The sequence below is a fragment of the Streptomyces sp. NPDC088733 genome, from assembly GCF_044751185.1.
Lineage (GTDB): Bacteria > Actinomycetota > Actinomycetes > Streptomycetales > Streptomycetaceae > Actinacidiphila.
Genome location: NZ_JBIVLH010000046.1, coordinates 13276 through 32081 on the forward strand (window position 1 = coordinate 13276; position 18806 = coordinate 32081).

The 18806-nt window shown below is 69.8% G+C and carries 14 protein-coding genes; 11 read left to right on the forward strand and 3 right to left on the reverse strand.

Features of this window, described 5'->3' with window-relative positions; translation table 11 throughout:
• Nucleotides 1-118 precede the first annotated feature (118 nt).
• Nucleotides 119-1060 (reverse strand): JmjC domain-containing protein, encoded by a 942-nt coding sequence (locus ACIP64_RS40440; protein ID WP_401597585.1) that lies wholly within the window; start codon nt 1058-1060, stop codon nt 119-121.
• Between the two features lie 835 nt (nt 1061-1895).
• Here ACIP64_RS40440 and ACIP64_RS40445 point away from each other — a divergent pair.
• The 11 genes from ACIP64_RS40445 to ACIP64_RS40495 all read left to right on the forward strand — a co-directional run bounded on the left by ACIP64_RS40445 (nt 1896) and on the right by ACIP64_RS40495 (nt 13654).
• Nucleotides 1896-2882 (forward strand): LD-carboxypeptidase, encoded by a 987-nt coding sequence (locus ACIP64_RS40445; protein ID WP_401597587.1) that lies wholly within the window; start codon nt 1896-1898, stop codon nt 2880-2882.
• Nucleotides 2866-3321, forward strand: a complete 456-nt coding sequence (locus tag ACIP64_RS40450) for a hypothetical protein (RefSeq protein ID WP_401597590.1) — start codon at nt 2866-2868, stop codon at nt 3319-3321. Before ACIP64_RS40445 ends, ACIP64_RS40450 begins: the two co-directional genes overlap by 17 nt.
• Entirely contained in the window at nt 3314-4558 is a 1245-nt protein-coding gene (locus ACIP64_RS40455; protein ID WP_401597592.1) for a hypothetical protein, read from the forward strand. Before ACIP64_RS40450 ends, ACIP64_RS40455 begins: the two co-directional genes overlap by 8 nt.
• A 33-nt stretch (nt 4559-4591) precedes the next feature.
• Nucleotides 4592-6652, forward strand: coding sequence for an aminotransferase class III-fold pyridoxal phosphate-dependent enzyme (locus tag ACIP64_RS40460; RefSeq protein WP_401597594.1), 2061 nt, complete (start codon nt 4592-4594; stop codon nt 6650-6652).
• On the forward strand, nt 6649-7245 hold the full coding sequence (locus ACIP64_RS40465; protein WP_401597596.1) for a class I SAM-dependent methyltransferase: 597 nt from the start codon (nt 6649-6651) through the stop codon (nt 7243-7245). The genes ACIP64_RS40460 and ACIP64_RS40465 overlap by 4 nt, the downstream gene beginning before the upstream one ends.
• Nucleotides 7242-8054, forward strand: a complete 813-nt coding sequence (locus ACIP64_RS40470; RefSeq protein WP_401597599.1) for a carbohydrate deacetylase — start codon at nt 7242-7244, stop codon at nt 8052-8054. Before ACIP64_RS40465 ends, ACIP64_RS40470 begins: the two co-directional genes overlap by 4 nt.
• A gap of 140 nt (nt 8055-8194) precedes the next feature.
• Nucleotides 8195-9145, forward strand: coding sequence for an asparagine synthetase A (locus tag ACIP64_RS40475; protein ID WP_401597601.1), 951 nt, complete (start codon nt 8195-8197; stop codon nt 9143-9145).
• Nucleotides 9146-9153: 8 nt separating this feature from the next.
• Nucleotides 9154-10086: a phytanoyl-CoA dioxygenase family protein gene (locus ACIP64_RS40480; protein WP_401597604.1), complete on the forward strand. Its 933-nt coding sequence runs from the start codon at nt 9154-9156 to the stop codon at nt 10084-10086.
• A gap of 75 nt (nt 10087-10161) precedes the next feature.
• Nucleotides 10162-11004: a class I SAM-dependent methyltransferase gene (locus tag ACIP64_RS40485; protein ID WP_401597606.1), complete on the forward strand. Its 843-nt coding sequence runs from the start codon at nt 10162-10164 to the stop codon at nt 11002-11004.
• A complete protein-coding gene (locus ACIP64_RS40490) occupies nt 11001-11768 on the forward strand; it encodes a class I SAM-dependent DNA methyltransferase (RefSeq protein WP_401597608.1) in 768 nt (255 codons plus the stop codon). The genes ACIP64_RS40485 and ACIP64_RS40490 overlap by 4 nt, the downstream gene beginning before the upstream one ends.
• Nucleotides 11769-12103: 335 nt before the next feature.
• Nucleotides 12104-13654, forward strand: a complete 1551-nt coding sequence (locus tag ACIP64_RS40495; protein ID WP_401597611.1) for a methionine--tRNA ligase — start codon at nt 12104-12106, stop codon at nt 13652-13654.
• 186 nt (nt 13655-13840) lie between these two features.
• Here the strand turns inward: ACIP64_RS40495 and ACIP64_RS40500 are convergent, their stop codons facing one another.
• Both ACIP64_RS40500 and ACIP64_RS40505 read right to left on the reverse strand, forming a co-directional pair.
• A complete protein-coding gene (locus ACIP64_RS40500) occupies nt 13841-14104 on the reverse strand; it encodes a response regulator transcription factor (protein WP_401597613.1) in 264 nt (87 codons plus the stop codon).
• A gap of 997 nt (nt 14105-15101) precedes the next feature.
• Nucleotides 15102-18800: an amino acid adenylation domain-containing protein gene (locus ACIP64_RS40505; RefSeq protein WP_401597616.1), complete on the reverse strand. Its 3699-nt coding sequence runs from the start codon at nt 18798-18800 to the stop codon at nt 15102-15104.
• Nucleotides 18801-18806 lie beyond the last annotated feature (6 nt).

Genomic DNA, 18806 nt, shown 5'->3' on the forward strand with positions numbered 1-18806 from the left:
CGTGGCAGGGGATTCGAAAAGCAGGAGCCGATAGGTGACCGTACCGGGGCGCGGCGAACCCGTGACGCGATCGCGGCAGGCCGGCCCCGGCCGGCCCCATGCATCGTCGTCACGCTGTTCAGGACGCGGGAGCGGCCTCCCGCGACGCCCAGGCCTCCGCCTTGGAAACCAGCGAGAGTTCGCCGGGCACCGGGCGACGCTCGGTGCCGCTGCGTCTCGCCAGGTCCAGAAGATCCCGTGCCGTCAACTCGGTGAGCCGGTCGCGCGCCTGGTCGAGCAGACGGTCGGCGACCGCCAGGAGTGCGTCGTCGCCCAGAGGGCGCGGCGGCAATGCCAGCCCTGCGAACAACGTGCGCTGAAGCACCCGGTGGAGGTCGACCGAGCTCACTTCGCGAATGGTCAGCGACAGATGCACGGACAGCCCGCCGTCGCCTACTGCCTGGTGTGCGTAGCCGCGGGGGATGTACATCACCTCCCCCTGACGCAGCGTGGTACGCAGTACTTCGGCCGGCTGGGGGCCGTCGCCGACAGCGCCGGGGCTCCACCCGGGGTTGCCCGGTCCCTCGTGCACCTGCCAGCTCTTGCTGCCGGCGACCTGGAAGACGAGTACGTCCGCGTCGTCGCGGTGCAGCGGCAGCCCCTGGTGGCCCGCCGGGGTGATGAAGTAGAACGCCTCGATATGCCTGCCCAGTTCGGCGGAGAGGGCTTCCAGCATCGCCGCGGTGGGGCGGTGCCAGTGGTCGATGCAGCGCAGCAACAAGGTCGCGCCCCGCTCCAGCAGATCGCCGATCTTGGTCAGGTCGGCGAAGCCCGGGTGCTTCGCCAGATGCACTTGCCGGACCAGCGTGTAGGCATCGACGGGTAGCGGATTCTGCGCGTTCGCCATCTCCACGTACGGCTCGCGCAGCAAGCCTCCGGCGAGGGCGTGGTCGACGTCGGCCAGCGTGAAGGGACTCAGCTCCACGTCGCCCGGGTGGAAGACGCCGGGTCTGCGAGACCAGTACGACGTCATGAACTCGTCTACGTCGCCCACCCATCGGGAAAGCGTCGGGGCGTGCAACAGGATCTCCTCCTCAGTACGGGCTCTCGATGCTGGCCCGGCAGCAGGACCGCGGCCAGTCACGGTTGTCCGGTACCAGGTCCGGGCCCGGCCCTCCCGCGCGATGTGCGGCCGCCGATCCGTACTGGCTGAGAGGGGCCCACGGTCCCTCGGACACCCGCCGGGTGCTGTGGTCGTCACGGCACATGCGCACGATCCGTGCGGTCGGTCCCTGCGCTGAGCGAGCCGGGAGCGGCCGCAGAAAGGCGTTCGGGCCGTGGATGGCGGGCTCACCGCTCTGCGGCAGCGGTGTGTCGCCCCTCGCGTGAGCGTGGGGTGATTTTCGGTCCTGGGCCAAGCCGGCCAGGCGCCGCAGTCGACGGCAGACGTCCGGTGCCGTTCCGTCGAAGTCGGGGACGGCCCGGGGCGATCGGGTCCGGGGCATGCGATTCCTCCGGGACAGGTCCGGACAGTGATGACGGCCTACAGCGCGGTCCTGCGCGGTAGGACGTCGCGGAGCTCTCACCGTGACATTCGGTGCGCGGCGCGACCAGTCACGCGAAACCGTTACCCCGCCCGTCGTGGTTTGGAGTCCGGGGGACCGGTACCCGGTACCCGGAACTCGGGACTGTGGGGCGCGGTCTCCGTTCGCCGAACATTGCTGCGACGGCACGAGACGGCGGTGCCTCCCTGGCGCAGACCGCACCCCGCGCGTCTCCGCCGGGCCGCGGGCACGGATGTCGCCGCTCGTCGCAGCCGTGTTGGTTCTGGTCTGGAGGCAGTCATGTGTGTTCCCCGGGAAGACGGTCCAACCCGACCGGCCGCGGGGATCCCCGTTACCGCAACGGGAGTCCCGTTGCTCGTCCCGCCCCGCCTGAGCAAGGGCAACGTGGTTGCGATCGCCACGCCGTCCGCGCCGGTGGTCACGCCCAGAAGGCTGGCCCGCGGGGTCGAGGCGCTGCGCGGGCTCGGGTATGACGTCCGCCTGGGACCACTTGCCGCGGGCGGCATCCGGGACGCGACACCGGAGGAGCGGGCCGACGAGCTGAACCGCTTCTTCCGAGACCCCGAGGTCCGCTGCATCGTCGCGTCATTGGGTGGGCTGACCGGCAACGCGGTACTCGAATGGCTCGACTACGAGGCCCTTCGGGCCGATCCCAAGATCATCATTGGCTACAGCGACATCACCACGATCCTGCTGGCCGTGTACCGCCGCGCCGGCCTGGTCACCTTCCACGGGCCCACCCTGCTGCCCGAGTTGGCCGAATACCCGCGGATGCTGCCGTACACGCGCGACGGCTTCCTGCGAGCCGCCGCCAGCGCGCGGCCGCTCGGCCCCCTCGCGCCGGCAGCGGAATACACTGAGGAACTGCTCTTCTGGGACGAGGCCGACGACCGGCCGCGGCAGCTTGTCCCGGGCACAGGCTGGCAGTGGCTCCACCCCGGTACGGGTATCGGCCCGCTGGTCGGCGGCAATCTGGAGACGATCGGTCTGCTCGCCGGCACCTCGTACCTCCCCGACTTCACCGGTGCGACCGTCTTCCTGGAGACCTGTGCCACCGACATCCGCGTCGTGGAGCGAGCACTGACCCAGCTCCGTATGGCCGGGGTGTTCGACCGCATGGCGGCCCTCCTGCTCGGCCGGTCGTTCCGCGCCGGCCAGGATTTCGAGACGGCCCTGCGGCAGCAGGTCCGCGAGATCGCCGCACGCTACGACGTCCCCGCGGTGGCGGGTCTCGACATCGGGCACAGCGACCCGATGGTGACCCTCCCGCTGGGCGTACGCGCCCGGGTCGACGCCGGCGCCGGGGTCGTGGAGGTGCTCGATGCAGCTGTCCGCTGATCCCGCCGTCCTTCACATCGCCGACATCATGCGACGGCACGACATCGAGGAGATCCTCGAAGTGCCCGCCGCGCCGTTCGCCGGCGGACTGCGCTATCCCCGAGTGGTACGGCTCCAGCCCGGTGACGAGCCGTGGTATCTGCGCACCTACGGCACCGACTTCGAGATCGTGCCGCCCGGATGGCTGCGTCGAGGCCCCAGCCGCTGCTACTCCCTCGGCGCCGACCTCGACGAGGCGGGTGAGCGTGACGGCCTCCTGCTCGTACAGGCGTTCACACCTGATCTGGCCGGCGCGGAAGCACTCGCCAAGACCCTGCTGGAGGAGCTCTCCGACGTCACCGGGCACCTGGCCGCCAAGTGGGGCCGAGCCTGGGGGCGCCCCTGCTGCTGGGTGGCGGCCAGGCTCACCGCCGAACGGGACGGGACGGCCCATGCGTGACACCCACTATCACCGTGCCCTCGTCGACGCGGGCATCGTGGCCGCCGGCGGTTCCGGAAGCGGCATCACACCATGGCGCGCCCTCGGCCTCCGCGCTGTCCGCGGCATGGTGGACACCTTCGTGGAGCAGGCCGGCGCGGTGGCCCCGGTGGCCCGGACCGAACACCCTTTCCTCCACAGGCGGGACACGTACGAACGGGTCTTTCCGCAGTACGCGAATGTCTACCGGCTGCCAGGCCACGGAGAGCCGCGCCCGGACTGGGTCCTGCGCGCCGACAACCTCCACCTCAACGTCGCCTGGCTGCAGCGTCATCACCATCCGGGAGCCGTTGTGTCGACCGGAGGCCTGCTGCGGCAACTGCGCGGCTCCGGTGCGCCGCTGTTCCGCGAGCGCTACATCTGGCCGGCGATCCAGCTGAACAGGCTGCTGCCGACCGGTGAGGGCCGCACTGCCCTGGAGTCCTACCGGCTGGCCCTGAAGAGGACCTTCGAAGCCTTCGGACTGCCGGTGCTGACCATTGCCACCGATGCCCTGTCCTCGTACGGCGAGGTGTGCCACCTGACGGTGTCATGCCTTCGCGACGGCCGGCCGACCGTACTGGCGACGACCTATCTGATGGCTCCCCCGTACCGGGAAGCACTGGGCGTCGCAGGAGAAGTGCTCGACATCGGCTTCACCGGCAAGGTGCTCGCCCTCGTGAGCATGCACCACCTCGACACCGGCGGACTCGGGCTGCCCTCGGCGCTGGCCCCCGTACAAGCTGGGGTGCTCGCGCCGCCGGACACCGCGGGCCTGGACGCCTGGCGGGCCGGTTTGGACGGCATCCGGGTGCGGACGGTGACGGTCACCGGGAACGAGCCGTTTCGCCGGCGCCGGGCGGAACGCCGCCTGATGCGCGCCGGTGTGCCGCTCGCCTACGGAGTCCGGCCCGACGGCAGCTGGCGGGTGGCCCGACGCGCACCCGCCGGCCACGAGGCGACCACGCCATTCCCCGACGCCGCATCGGTGAGGGACGAGCTTGCCGCGTACGACCGACGGCTACTGGGCCTCGCCCGCGCCCGGCTGCGGGAGGGAGTGGAACGGTTCGGGCTCGTCCGCGGCGTGTGCGACGAGTGCGCCGCGGCCCGGCGGGTCCCGGTGTTCGGCCGGATCGTGCCGTACCGCCCATCGCGCTGCGCCCACTGCTCCGCGCCGGGCAGTGACCATCTGATCAGTGAGAACGGGCGCTTCTACTAGGCGCGAAACCCGCCCGAGCGAAAGGAGGCAGTTGTGCTCACCAGAAACGATCCCCATCGGTCGCCGACGATCGACATCACCACGACATCGGTGGGGCGCGACACCGCGCTGCGCACCTTCACCAGTTTTTTCGAGCACGTCACCTTCAGTGGGTCCTTCCGCGTGATCGTGACCGTGGACCCCGCCTACGCGGTCCCCCACGAGGAACGTGACCGGACCCTTTCCTTCCTGCGCGGGCTGAGTGACGTGGATCCCAGGGTCGCCGAAGTCGTGGTGGAGGAGTTCCCGCGGCAGGTGGGCCTGCCGGCCGCACTCGGAGTCCTGCTCTCCCACACCGTCTCACCCGTCGGCGTCCATCTGGAGGACGACTGGGAGTTCACCGGGCTCGTCGACCTCGACGGCCTCATAGAGGACCTTCACACCTGTGACGCGACCCAGATCGTCTTCGGCAATTCGCACGTCGCGCGCGGCGGGACCTTCGATCGCCGTGGTGAGGCAACCCCGGTGACCGGCACGCGCGTTCCTCTGGTGCGGCTCGAACGTCCCAGCTGGGCCGCCCACTTCATGCCGCTCAGCCCTCATGTCCACCGCACGGCCCGGTGGGCACCGGTTGTCGCCCGGGCGCTGGCCACCACGGACCCCGCTCTGTGTGTCGACGAACGCCTCCGGGAGCAGGTGCTGGCCGAGGACGGGTACGACCGGCACCGTGTGCACTTCACCCGGGACGTGGTGGCTCACGACATCGGTCGCGCCTGGGTGGCCCGGCACGGCAGGTACCGGACGCTCACTCCGGAGCATCTGGGGGAGGTTCCGGGCGGCGACCCGCTGCCCCCGGTCCGCTCCGGACCCCTGGACCTGCGGCGGTCGGCGGAACTGCGCCGCCGGGCTGCGCTGGTCACGCCGGGGCTGACCCACACCTACCACAAGCGGCCGGAGAATTTCGCCGACGGCCACTACCCCGTCTATCTGGAACGCGGCAGTGGCGCCCAGGTCCGGGACGTGGACGGTCAGACCTACGTCGATTTCGTGGCGGCGCTCGGTGCCGCGACCCTCGGGCACAACCACCCGGTCGTGACGAATACCGTCAAGGAGAAGGTGTCCCGGGGGCTGCTGCTCTCGTTGCCCACCCCTGCGGAGGTCACAGCCGCGGAACTCCTGGCCGAGTCCGTGCCGGGCGTCGAGACGGTCCGTTTCCTGAAGACCGGTGCCGAGGCGTGTGCCGCGGCGATCCGCCTGGCCAGGCTGCTGACCGGTCGGGACGAGGTACTGCTGGCCGGCTATCACGGCTGGCACGATCAGCTGATCGGCCCCAGCCCGGGTGTACCGGCGTCACTTGCCGGGCTGACCAGCAGGGTGGAACTGTCCTGCGACCAGGACGACGAACGACTGCTGGCGGACGTGCGGGCACGGGGTGGCCGGATCGCCTGTGTCATGCTGTCAACGCCCTACCACCGCAAGCTCACTGCGGAGTTCCTGACCGCACTGCGCGACGCCTGCCATGACTCCGGGGCGTTGCTCGTCCTCGACGAGGTCGTCACGGGCTTCCGACTCGCCCCCGGCGGCCTCGGACAGCACCTCGGTGTCGCCGCCGACCTGGTCTGCTTCTCCAAGGGCCTTGCCGCGGGGGCGCCGCTGGCCGCCGTCGCCGGGTCCCGGCGCGTCATGGAGGGCTTCGAGAGGCTGCGGGTGTCCAGCACCTTCGCCGGGGAGACCGTGTCCCTGGAGGTGATGAAGGCCGCCCTGCGCCACTACACGCGAACCGACTACTACGCGCGCATCGCCCGGCTCGGCCGGAACCTGCGTGAGGGACTGAACCGCGTCGCAGAGGAGACCGGGACGGGGCCCGTGGCGGTCGGCTACGACCCCATGCCCTGCCTGCGCTTCGCCGAGGACTCCGCGGTCCACGCACGCCTCGCCGAAACCTTCCTCGCCGGCATGGCGCGGCGCGGAGTCCTGATGCGCCGAGACGTCAACTTCCTGACCGCCGCGCACCGCGATGAGCATGTCCGGTTCGCGCTCGAGGCTGCGGCGGAGGTGTTCGCAGGCGACCGCTTCCGTACGGCCGCCCGGCTGGAGGGGAGGTTGGTGCCATGACTGACGGGACCGCAGCGCGGGTGCCGGAGACCACCCGCGAGGAATGGAACGAGCAGTTCCGTTCTGGGCGCTGGGACTACCTGACCGAAGGCCCTGAGCAGGCACGCTACGTCGAGATCCGTAACCGTGTCCTGGCCGCCGGGGCCGCGAGCGTGCTCGATGTCGGCTGCGGTACGGGGGTGCTGCGCGACTGCCTCGGGGACGCGTTCACCGGTCGCTACGTCGGCGTGGACTGGTCACACGCCGCCCTGGCCGGACGGATCCGCCGCCCCGGCGAGACGCTGGTGTGCGCGGACGCGTCGCGGCTGCCCCTGCGCGGCACCTTCGACGTCGTCGTGCTCAGCGAGGTCCTCTACTACCTCGACGAGCCGGCGGCCGCAGTCGACCGGATGCTCGGCCTGGTCGCGCCGGGTGGGCAACTGCTCGTCTCGCTCTACCAGCCGCCTGCGGAGCGGCACCCCGCATGGCACGCCCTGATCGCCGCCCTGGACCGGGTCGTGCGGGCACTGAGCGATACGGAGTACCGGCTCACCACGGACGACGGCCGGCGCAACTGGCTTCTGTACGCGATCACTCGGGAGGACCAGGTATGAGGCGGAGCACCGACCGCGTCCTGGTCGTCCAAGCGGACGACCACGGCATGTGCCCCGCTGTGACGGACGGCATCCTCGAAGCCCATCGAGCCGGGGTGGTCACCCAGGCCTCGGTGATGGTCCCGGCTCCGGACGCGCAGCGCGCAATGTGGCTGTCCCGCCGGCAAGGACTCCCGCTGGGCGCACACCTCGTGCTGGCCTGCGAGTGGGAAGGGTTGCGCTACTACCCGCTCACTCCGGCCGAGACCCTGCGGGCCCAGGACGGCGCGTACCTGCCCGGTCCCCCCGAACTGCGCGCGGCGGGAGCCGACCGGGCCGAGGCCCATGCGGAACTCAGCGAGCAGTTGAGGGTGATGTCGGCGGCGGGTGTACGGCCCCGGCATTGCGAGTCGCACGTGGGGGTCTTCGACCCGGCCGTCCTGGCCGAAGTCAGCGCCGAATGGGGGATCCCTTGCCGGGACGACGTCCCTGCGCCCGGGATTCCGATGGCGGTGGATTCCGTCTGGCATCTGTCCCTGCGCCCGCCGCAGTCCAAGACCGACGACCTGCTCGCCCACCTGGCGCAACTGCCTCCCGGTATCCACATGGTGGTCGCCCACCCGGCAGCCGACCGGCCCGAACTCGACATGCTCACCGAACCCCGTTCACGTCGCTGGAAATGGGCCAGACCCATCCGCACGAGCGACCTGGCCGCTCTGCTCGACCCGCGTTTCCCGGAGGCGTGCACGCGCCTCGGCATCACCCTTGCCCCCCTGCCGGAGCAGAACCCGGCCCGCCCGGCCAGCCCGGCCGGTCTCGGCGCAGGTTGAGCCGAGAACCGAGAAAGGAACCCCACATGTCCCTGCAAGCGATATCTTCCGCGATCACGCAGGCCGCACCGGAAACGGCCCCCGCCTCCCTGGCGCCCCCCGGATCCTGGCGCGACCCGGAAACCCACTTCCTGACGGTGATGAGCAGCCCCTGGTATGCGGCACTGGTCGATCTCCAGGACACCATCACCACAGCGACGGTGGCCTTCTGGACCGAGCGCGGTATCCGCTTCGGTCATCTGCCGGTGACCACCGGATCGGTGTCCTCGCCCATGGGTCTGGGCAGTGACTCGCTGCCGGTCAAGGTCGATCTGTTCGGCGCCCCGACCTACCTCGCCGACTCGATGCAGTTCAGTCTCGAGTATCTGTGCCGGCTCGCGGGGCGGGGGGCCTACTACCTGATGCCGTCCTTCCGCGGTGAAGCGCCCGACTCGACCCACCTGTGCCAGTTCTTCCACAGCGAGGCCGAGATTCCCGGTGGCCTCCAGGACGTCATGACGCTTGTCGAGGAGTACCTGCGCCACGTCGTCGGTGAACTCGTGACCCGGCACGCCGACCTCATCCGTGCGGCCGCGGGATCGCTGGACCACGTCACGGCTCTGCTCGACGACCACCGGGCCTTCCGGCGTCTCACCTTCGACGAGGCGACCGCCGCGCTGGACGACGATCCGCGGTACGTCGTCCACGAGGACGGCTGGCGCAACCTGACCCGCGACGGTGAGCGCTGTCTGATGGACATGTACGGCGACTTCCTGTGGGTCACCCACTGGGACGCGTCGGCCGTGCCGTTCTACCAGCGGCAGGACGCCCGGGGCCGGGCTCTCAACGGGGACCTGCTCTTCGGCCCCGGCGAGGTGGTCGGGGCGGGCGAGCGGCACGTCGGCGGCAGCGAGGTCCTCGATGCCCTGCGGCAGCACAAGGTGCCTGCCGAGGACTACGACTGGTACGTGCGGATGAAGACCGACACGCCGATGCGGACCGCGGGCTTCGGCATGGGCGTCGAGCGCTTCTTGATGTGGCTGCTGGCCCAGCGCGACATCCGCGACCTGGAACTGCTCCCGCGTGTGAACGGCCGCACCATCCTTCCCTAGGAGCTCCCGTGCACCACCTTCGTGACTCCCGCGACGCCCTCACGGACACCACGGAACTGCGCGACCGGCTGGCCGAGGACGGCTATCTCTACCTGCCGGGGGTGCTCGACACCACCGAGGTGAACGCGGTCCAGGCTGAACTTCGTGCCGCGCTGCACGAGATCGGCTGGCTCGCGGACCCCGGAGCGCTCACCGTCGCCGAACGGGAGATCGGCTTTCGCACCGAGTCCTTCCGCACCGTCTACCCCGCGGTGCTGCGCCTGGAAAGCGTTCACCGGCTCGCCTTCACCCCCGTGCTGTGGACCCTCATGGAGCGGCTGCTCGGAGGCGACGTCTTCTGCCACCCGGCGAGGGTCGTCCGGCTCGCCCCGCCGTCCGCCAGGCCGGGGGAGTACGCCACGCGTGCGCACCAGGACTTCGTGGTGCAGCACGTCACCACCGACGCGGTGACGGCATGGATCCCGTTCACCGATTGCGACGAGGACAAGCAGGGACTGCGTCTGATCCCGGGCTCCCATCTGCACGGTTTCCTGCCCACCGACGCGTCGCTCGGCGGGCGCCGCCCGCTCTATCTGCCCGTCCGCCCGGACGATCCCGCCTGGGCGTCGGCGGACTACGCACCGGGCGACCTGGTGCTGTTCCACAGTTTGACCGTGCACGGCGGCGGCCCCAACGCGAGCGACGAACTCCGCCTCTCCGCCGACGTCCGTTACCAATTGACCGACGAGCCCCTGCGGGCGGAGTTCGCGCACCCGCACGGCTGGCCGGTCACCCCTGACTGGGACGTGCTCGCCGCGGCCTGGGACACCGACCGGTGGCACCGGCTCCCCGACCGGGTGCGTCTGGTCCCCATGCCGGAGGGACTCGACTACGGGGAGTACCTCGCCGGCCTGACCCCGCCGGCGTCCCGGCTCCTGTCCCGCCCGGCCCGAGCTGTCTGACGGGCGCGGCTCGCGCGCCTCCCACCGATCCACCGACCGGTCCACGCATCACCCGATCACCCTGAGGAGAACCCCATGTCCCTGATGACCGAAGCCGAGTTCGACAAGTTCTTCAAGCCGTACGCCGGCAATGTCGAGGGCTTCTACGAGGCCACCTATTGGCACCTCGCCGACGAGCTGATCAAGGAGCTCATCCGCCGCCACCTCGACCTGCGGGCGGGCCAGCGGGTCCTGGACGTGGGCGGCGGCACCGGCCGCTGGGGCATCTGGCTGGCGACGGAGTTCGGCGTGACCGTCACGGTCGCCGACAAGTCCGCCGACATGCTCCGTCAGGCGGACATCAACCGCCAGGCCTCGTCCGTCGCCGATACCGTCGAGCTCGTCCACTGTGACGTGGAGAACGCTCCCGAGCTGGCCTCCGAGTCCTACGACGCGGTGATCAGCACCTACGGTGTGCTCTCCTTCCTCGACAACCCTGCCGCGGCGTTCGACACCATCCACCGCGTCATGCGTCCCGGCGCCGCGGGCTTCCTCATGAGCCACTCGCTGTCCAACGCCCTGTCCTCGAAGATTCTCCGGGACGGCGCCGGTCCTGAGGAGCTGGCGCAGCTCCTGGCCACCCGCACCGTCCGGTGGTCCGAGCACGTGCCGCCGTTGCGGGTCTACTCCGCCGACGAGCTCAAGTCCCTGGCCGCGGGCGCCGGCCTGAACGGTGAGCGGGTCTTCGGGGTCACTTCGCTCGCCCTGCCCGGTGCCGAGGACTTCGGCTATCCCTACGACAAGATCAGCGACATCTCGCGTGCCCTCGAGAACGAGGAGTACTTCCGTACGGTCCTGGCCCTGGAGCTGGAGGCCAGCGAGCACGACTCGTGGGCCGAGCGCGGTACCAACCTTGCGATCAAGGTGCGCAGGCCGTGACCGCGGTCGCACCGCTCGCTCCCTACGACGCGTTGGCGGCGGTCTACGACCGGTGGACCGCGCACAACGACTACTCCCGGTGGGCGGACCACCTCGCGGGGCTCTTCCGTGCCCACGGCGAGATCCGTCGGGTGCTCGACGTGTGCTGCGGCACCGGGAGTATCACGGCGCTGCTTCAGCACCAGGGGCTGGAGGTCGTGGGCGTCGACGGGGCCGCGGGCATGCTGGAGCGGGCCCGGTCGCGGACGGCGCCCGGTACAGAGCTGCACCAGGCCAGGCTCCCCGCGCCGCTGCCCGTCACCGATGCGTCTTTCGACGCCGCGGTGTGCAGTTTCGACAGCGTCAACTACTTCCGGCCCGCGCAATTGGCGGAGCTCTTCGCATGCGTCGCGCGGACCCTGCGTCCCGGAGGCCTGTTCGTCTTCGACGTCAACACCCGGCACAAGCTGGAGAATCTGCTGGGCAACAGCCACTACGGCGATGATCTCGACAGCTTCGCCTACGTCTGGCGCAACCGGTACCACCCGGAAGAACACCGGTGCGACTTCTCCATCAGCTTGTTCACGCAGAGCGTGGACGGCTTCGACAAGCAGGTCGAGCAGCACAGCCAGTGGTGGTTCGACCCCTCGGAGATTCGTTCCGCCGCGCTGGCCGCCGGCTTCGGGCTGGCCGGCGTGACGGAGGACTACCACGATCACGCTCCCGGCCCGGAGACCATGCGTGAGACCTGGGTCCTGGTACGCGAAGCAGCCCACTTCGTGTGACCGGTCGCGTCCGCGCCGCTGCCCCGTCGTCCATCCTGAAGGGATCTCCCCTGCGCATCACCCGGATGGGCGTGGCGGCGGCGCGGAACAGGGCCTGTGCCACGTTTCCGACGGCCACGACACCGTTCGTGGCCACAGCCGTGGGACGGCCGTGCGCTGATCCCACTGCACGTCAACTTCGCGCCACATCAGCCGAGTCGACCTCGTGAACGCATCAAGGGCCTGTAACGGGCGGGTAGGATTGCGAGTTCGGGTGTGGTAGTGCACCTTGTCGGCAGTTTTCCACCCCGCCCCGCCCGGGCGTGTGGCCGACCGTTTCCCCGATAGAGGAGATCATGTCCGCTACGGCGTTCATCTCAACGACCATCCCTTACGTCAATGCCCGTCCACACCTCGGACACGCATTGGAGTACGTCCAGGCGGATGCCTTCGCCCGGCACGCGATGAGCCGGAAGGACGTCTTCTTCCTCAGCGGCTCGGACGAGAACAGCCTCAAGAACGTACTCGCCGCCGAGCGCGAGGGTGTTTCCACGAGACAGCTGGTCGACCGCAACGTGCAGTACTTCGAAAAGCTGCTCGGGGCGATGAGCATTGGCGTGAGCGACTTCATCCGGACGAGCGTCAGTCCGGAACACCTCACCGGGGCCACGGAGATCTGGCGTCGGATGAACGAGCGCGGCGACATCTACACGCAGGACTACGAGGGTCTCTACTGCGTCGGCTGTGAGCAGTTCTACACGCCTGATGAACTGCCGGACGGCAAATGCCCGGAGCACCTTGTGGAGCCCGAGCTGGTGACGGAGCACAACCATTTCTTCCGTCTGTCGCGCTACGGCGACCAACTGCTGGAGGAACTGTCCTCGGGCCGGCTGAAGATCTACCCGGAGTCCCGGTTGAACGAGGTGACCGGTTTCATTCGCTCCGGGCTGGAGGACATCAGTATCTCCCGGTCCGTGGAACGAGCCCGTGGCTGGGGCATCCCGGTCCCGGGCGACGAGACCCAGGTCATGTATGTCTGGATCGACGCGCTGACGAACTACATCAACGCCCTCGGCTGGACCGATGAGAGCGACCGGTACAAGCGTTTCTGGGTGGACGCGGACCGGCGCACACATGTGGTCGGCAAGGGAGTGCTCCGGTTCCACGCGGTGTACTGGCCCGCGATGCTGCTCTCGGCAGGACTGCCGCTGCCGACCGAGGTGGTGGTGCACGGTTACATCACCTCCGGCGGCCAGAAGCTCAGCAAGAGCCTGGGCAACGCGATCGACCCCATGGACGTGCTGGAGCGCTACGGCCAGGACGCCCTGCGCTATCTGCTCCTGGCCGACTTCTCACCCTTCGGCGACGGCGACTTCAGCGAAGAGCGCCTGGTGACCCGGTACAACACCGACCTCGCCAATGCATTGGGCAACCTGCTCAGCAGGATCACCGCGATGACCGTCCGGTACCGCGACGGCGTCGTCCCGCAGAGCGGTCCGCTCGGGGCTCCCGAGGAGGCGCTCCAGGAACAGGCGGCGATCAGCACCCGCGAGGCCGACGCGGCGATGGAGCGCTACGACCACCGGGAGGCGCTCGCGCGGATCTGGGACCTCGTACGCCGGGCCAACGCCTACGTCGACGAGCGCGCGCCCTGGCACCTTGCCAAGGCCGCGGACCAGGGCGACGCGGGAGCGGCACAGGACCTCGACACCGTGCTGCACCACGGCTACCGAGTGCTGCAGCGGCTGGGTGTGCTGCTGCGTCCGTTCGTCCCCCATGCCTCCGACCGCATGCTCCGCGCCCTCAACGACAATCCGGAGAGCGTGATCTCGGATCTGGCCGTGGATCCGTCCGGCCGGCACGTCGAGAAGGCGCCGCCGCTCTTTCCGAAGCTCGAACTCGCCTGACGCGACGAGGCCGGCACCTCCCGTGGCCACGGGAGGTGCCGGCCTCGTCGTTCCCGCCGTTGCCGGGACCAGGAACGTGCCTGTTTGCCCACTGCGCGCGTCTGCGGGCACGGCCGACCCGTTGACGCGGAGGGCGCCTGCCGCCGGCTCGTGAGAGGCCGCGGTCGGCAGGCGCCCTGTCGGTACTCAGGACGCGATCGGCGTGACCCGTTCTGCGTCGGGAGCAGCCGAGCCCCGCCCGGGGAGGTACCCGAGCTGGATCGCCACCACTACGAGCTGAGTGCGGTTGGTGGCACCGGTCTTGATGCGCAGGCGTCGCATGTGCGTGTCGACGGTGTGGGGACTGATACCCAGCCGTCGCGCGATGGCCTGGTAGGTGGTCCCGCCGGGAAGCTGCGCGAGGATCTCATGTTCACGCGGGGTGAACGACTGACGGTCGAGTGTGTTCATGGCAGACACCTCTGCTGCGAGGGGGAGGGACCAGGGGCCGTGGCCGGCGACGCTGGCGGCACGCCACTGGGGAGGGGTTGGAGTTCGGGTTCCTGCCGGGGTGGCTCAGGCACGTGATCCGATGGCCAGGAAGGCATGGGCCCGAGCAGAAACGACGTCCGCCCGGCCCTGGGGTGCGGCCGAGGCTGGTTCCCGGGGGCCGAAGCGCGGCCGTGAGGTGACGGATCGGGCGGGCCGTGCCGCGGGCGAATCCATGCGCTCCACGGTTCCTCGCCGCCGAGAGTGTCGCCCCTGAAACGCGCGGGCCCGACCGGTCGGGCGCCGCCTCGATTCCGGCCGGCCGTCGCGGCCCCGTGCGGCGTGACGCGCGTCCTGCGGGCCGAGATGCCGCCGGGGGGCAGGGCGACGTGCCCGTGAACCACCGCCGGGGTCGTGGCCACCATGATCCAGGAGGCACTCCGCGCCCACGCGAGGAAAGGGCGGCCCGCCTGGGCCAGTGCCCACTGCCTGCTGCTCCATCGTCTGCCCCTTCGGTGGTCATAGGCGTGACGCAAGAAGCGTGCCAACTCCGGTTCACTGTGGAATCTGCGGGCGGATACAGGGCGATATACGGCGGGTCGACGTGCTGCTCAGTCCGATGGACGTGCCGGTCCGGGGACGCTGGCGACGACGACGCGCTTGCGCCGGGCATACCACTGCGGTGCGGGTCGGCCACGGGGGCCGCCGCTCTCCCAGGGGCCGCGGCCGGGAGCCGCGAGACGCGCCGCGCCCCGTGTCGGGCGTGTCCCGGCGGGAAAGGAGCCACCGCCGGAACGACCACGGAAGACGGGAAGAGACGCGACCTCTGATGATCCATGGTCTTGGCAACCACGGTCATCAGAGGTCGCGCCTCTTGTCGCCCTACGGCCTGTGTCCGTCCTTGCGGGCGATCCGCTCAACGCGTCGGTGAGGTCGGACCCGTCCGCGCCGTACGGGGCCGGTCCCTTCCCGGCAGACCTCAGCCGGCCTCGGCCGTCGCAGGAACCGGCACCGAACCGGTAGGTGCGTCGTCGCGCTGCTCCGCCAGGGCGGCGGTCATCGCCGCAACGGTCCTGTGGGTGAACACGTCCTTGGGCGTGATGCCCAGCCCAGCCTCACGGGCCCGTGCCACCAGCCGAAGGGACGAGATCGAGTCGCCTCCCAGATCGAAGAAGTTGTCGTCGATGCCCACGCCCGCAAGTCCCAGGACCTCGGCGAGCAGGCCGGCCAGCAGCTCTTCCCCCGAGGTGCGTGGCGCGCGACTCGACACGCGCGAGCCGTACGACGGGGCGGGCAGGGCCTTCCGGTCCAGCTTGCCGTTCGGCGTGAGCGGCAACTCCTCCAGGACCACGAACGCCGCAGGCACCATATGGTCCGGCACCACCGAGGCCACATGCGCCCGCAGGGAATCCACATCGAGCGCGACGCCGGCCGCGGGGACCAGGTACGCGGCGAGCCGCTTCACGGTAGGGGTGTCCTCCCGCACCACGACCACCGCCTGCGCGACTCCCGCGCACACGGTCAGCGCGGCCTCGATCTCGCCCAGTTCGATCCGGAAGCCGCGGATCTTGACCTGGTCGTCATCGCGGCCGATGTACTCGAGGTCTCCGGCCGCGTTCCAGCACACCACGTCCCCGGTCCGGTACATCCGCGACCCCGCCTGGTCGAACGGGTCTGCGACGAACCGCTCCGCGGTCAGACCCGCGCGGTTGACGTATCCCCGGGCCAGTTGCACGCCGGCCAGGTACAGCTGGCCCTCCACCCCCACCGGAACGGGCCGCAGACCCGCGTCCAGCACGTAGGCACGAGTGTTCCAGACCGGCCTGCCGATCGTTACCGTCTCCGCCCCGGGCTCCACAGGCGCGAAGGTCGCGTCGACCGACGCCTCGGTCGGACCGTAGAGATTGTGCAACGGTACGTCGAGCAGCGCGTGGAAGCGCTCCGCCACGGCCGCCGGCAGGGCCTCACCGCTGCACAGCACACGACGCAGCCCTGTGCAGAGCCCGGCCGACGGTTCCTCCAGGAAGGCGGCGAGCATCGACGGCACGAAGTGCATGGTGGTCACGCGATGGGTGCGGACGACGTCAGCGAGGTATGCCGGGTCCTTGTGGCCGTCCGGCCGCGCCACCACCAGCGCCGCCCCGGTCATCAGCGGCCAGAAGAACTCCCACACCGAGACGTCGAAACTCGACGGGGTCTTCTGCAGCACCCGGTCCTCGGTGGTGAGTGGGTAGGTGTCCTGCATCCACAGCAGACGGTTGGCGATTCCTGAGTGCGGCACGGCCACGCCCTTCGGGCGTCCGGTCGAGCCGGAGGTGTAGATCACGTATGCCGGGTGAGCCGGGTGGTAGGCCTCCGGGAGCTCTCCGGCCTCTGCCGTCTCCAGATCCTCGATGAACACCGACGGCACATCGGACTCCGGTGCCTTGACGCCCCGTGCGGTCAGCACACACTCCGCTCCGGAGTCGGCGAGCATGAACTCCAGCCGCTGAGCGGGGTAGTCCGAGTCGAGCGGCAGGTAAGCGGCTCCGGCTCGCTGCACCGCCAGCAGTGCCACGATCAGCTCCATCGATCGCGCGAGCGCCACGCCCACCACCGACTCGGCCCCGAGACCGCGGCCGGCCAGCGCCCTGGCCAGCCGATCGACGCGCTCGTCCAGTTCCGCGTAGGTCAGCGACCGCTCCTCGAAGACGACCGCGACAGCGTCCGGGGTGCGGGCCACCTGTGCACGGAACAGATCCGGCAAGGTCACCTGGGGCACCGCTCGAGCTGTTTCGTTCCACCGTTCCAGCGACCGGTACTCTCCCGCGGACAGCAGCTCGGCGTCGCGGTGGCTGGATTCGGGCCGCTGGGTCATCGCGGTCAGGACCGCGACGTAGTAGCCATGGAACTGCTCGACCTGTCGCCGGGTGAACTGCCCCGTGTCGTAACCGAGGTAGAGACCCAGCCGTCCCGTGGCACTGTCGACGTGGAAGTCCGCGCTGAACGGGAAGTCGGTCGGTGCCGTACCGCCGGTGACCTCGATGTCGCTGTTGTCGGCCTCGCGTTCGACATGGAAGTGGGTGTAGTTGAAGAACGTGTCGAACAAGGCCTGGCGCCCGACGAGCCGCTTGATCTCGGTCATCGGGAAGCGTCGGTGCCGCTGGACGGCACTGTCCAGCTCCGAGGTGCGCAGGATCAGATCGATCCAGCTGCCTCCGGACAAGCGCCCGCGAACGGGAAGCGTGTTGAGGAACAGACCCACCACCCGGTCGCCGTCCGGTTCCTCGGTGCGCCCGTTGTAGACCGCCCCGGTCACCACGTCCTGCGTGCCGGCCAGCAGGCTCATGACTCGCAGATGCGCGGCCAGCAGGATCGTGCGCTCCGCGACGCCGAGCTTCGCGGTCAGACCGCGCACACCGTCCTGCACGGAGTGGGGAAGAGGCAGTCCCACCACGTCCTTGCCCGCCGTCCCGCTCGGGTGCGAACGGCGAGGCAGCCGGGTGAAGGGCGCCTCGTCCATCTCGTCCGCCCAGAACCGGCGGTCCGGCTCGCTGTCCAGTGCGGCCAGTTCCAGCCGGACATAGGACCGGAAGCGCGCGGACACGGCTGGTGCGCTGTGGGTGCCGGCGTATCGGTTGAGGAGCTCGGCGAACATCGAACGCTCACTCCAGCCGTCCATGATCGCGTGATGCTCGGTCACGAACAGCTGCATGGTGTCGTCCGAAAGCCGTTGCACGTGGAAGCGGATCAGCGGAGGCCGGCTCCACTCGAACGGTGTCCGCAGCTCTCTGTCGTGGTGTGCTCGGACCAGCGTATCCTGGTCGGCCCGGTCGCGCAGATCCTCCACCGTGAGCGGCACCGGAACGGATTCGTGGACGAGCTGGACCGGCTGTTCGAAGCCCGTGAAGGCGAAGGATGTGCGGAGCAGTTCGTGAGCGTCCACCAGGCCCGAGACCGCTTCGCGCCACGCGTCCTCACTGAACGGCGCGGTCAGCCGGAAGGAGCCCGTGTTGTGGTAGGCCGCTGACCTCTCGCTCTCCAGGACCATGCCCATCTGGAGTCGCGTCATCGGATAGGCGTCCACCACACCATCGGGGACCGCTCCCCGATCGCCGGCCGACAGCAGCGCGAACGGCTGCTCGCTGTCGCTGTCGGCCGGCGCTTCGGCATCGGTGACGCAACGGGCCAGAGAACGGATGGTCGGGTGGCGCAGGAGATCGGCGATCTGGAAGTGCAGATCACGCTGCCGTGCCAGCGCCAGCACCCGGATGCTCCGGATGGAATCGCCGCCGAGCGCGAAGTAGTTGTCGTCGATGCCTACCGTGGAGACCCCTAGGACTTCGGCCCACGCCTCGGCAAGCCCGGCCTCCACACGGTTGCGCGGGGCCGTGTACTGAGCCGTCGCGCCGGGCGCGGGTGCGGGCAGCGCCTTCCGGTCCACCTTGCCGTTGCCGGTCAAGGGGAAGCGGTCCATGACGACCAAGCGCGCGGGGACCATGTAGTCCGGCAGCTTCGCCGCCAGCTGCTCACGCAGCGACTGGGCGTCGCTGCCGCTGACGGCATAGCCGATCAACTGGTCCTGTCGATGCACCACGACCGCTTCGGACACGTTGTCGAGTGCGGCGAGTGCGGTTTCGATTTCGCCGGGTTCGATGCGGAAGCCGCGGATTTTGACTTGGTGGTCGGAGCGGCCGATGTATTC

Coding starts and splice junctions, on each gene's coding strand:
- ACIP64_RS40495 (WP_401597611.1), top strand. CDS start 12,104: ATGTCCGCTACGGCGTTCATCTCAACGACCATCCCTTACGTCAATGCC.
- ACIP64_RS40475 (WP_401597601.1), top strand. CDS start 8,195: ATGAGCAGCCCCTGGTATGCGGCACTGGTCGATCTCCAGGACACCATC.
- ACIP64_RS40470 (WP_401597599.1), top strand. CDS start 7,242: ATGAGGCGGAGCACCGACCGCGTCCTGGTCGTCCAAGCGGACGACCAC.
- ACIP64_RS40465 (WP_401597596.1), top strand. CDS start 6,649: ATGACTGACGGGACCGCAGCGCGGGTGCCGGAGACCACCCGCGAGGAA.
- ACIP64_RS40450 (WP_401597590.1), top strand. CDS start 2,866: ATGCAGCTGTCCGCTGATCCCGCCGTCCTTCACATCGCCGACATCATG.
- ACIP64_RS40455 (WP_401597592.1), top strand. CDS start 3,314: ATGCGTGACACCCACTATCACCGTGCCCTCGTCGACGCGGGCATCGTG.
- ACIP64_RS40485 (WP_401597606.1), top strand. CDS start 10,162: ATGTCCCTGATGACCGAAGCCGAGTTCGACAAGTTCTTCAAGCCGTAC.
- ACIP64_RS40500 (WP_401597613.1), bottom strand. CDS start 14,104: ATGAACACACTCGACCGTCAGTCGTTCACCCCGCGTGAACATGAGATC.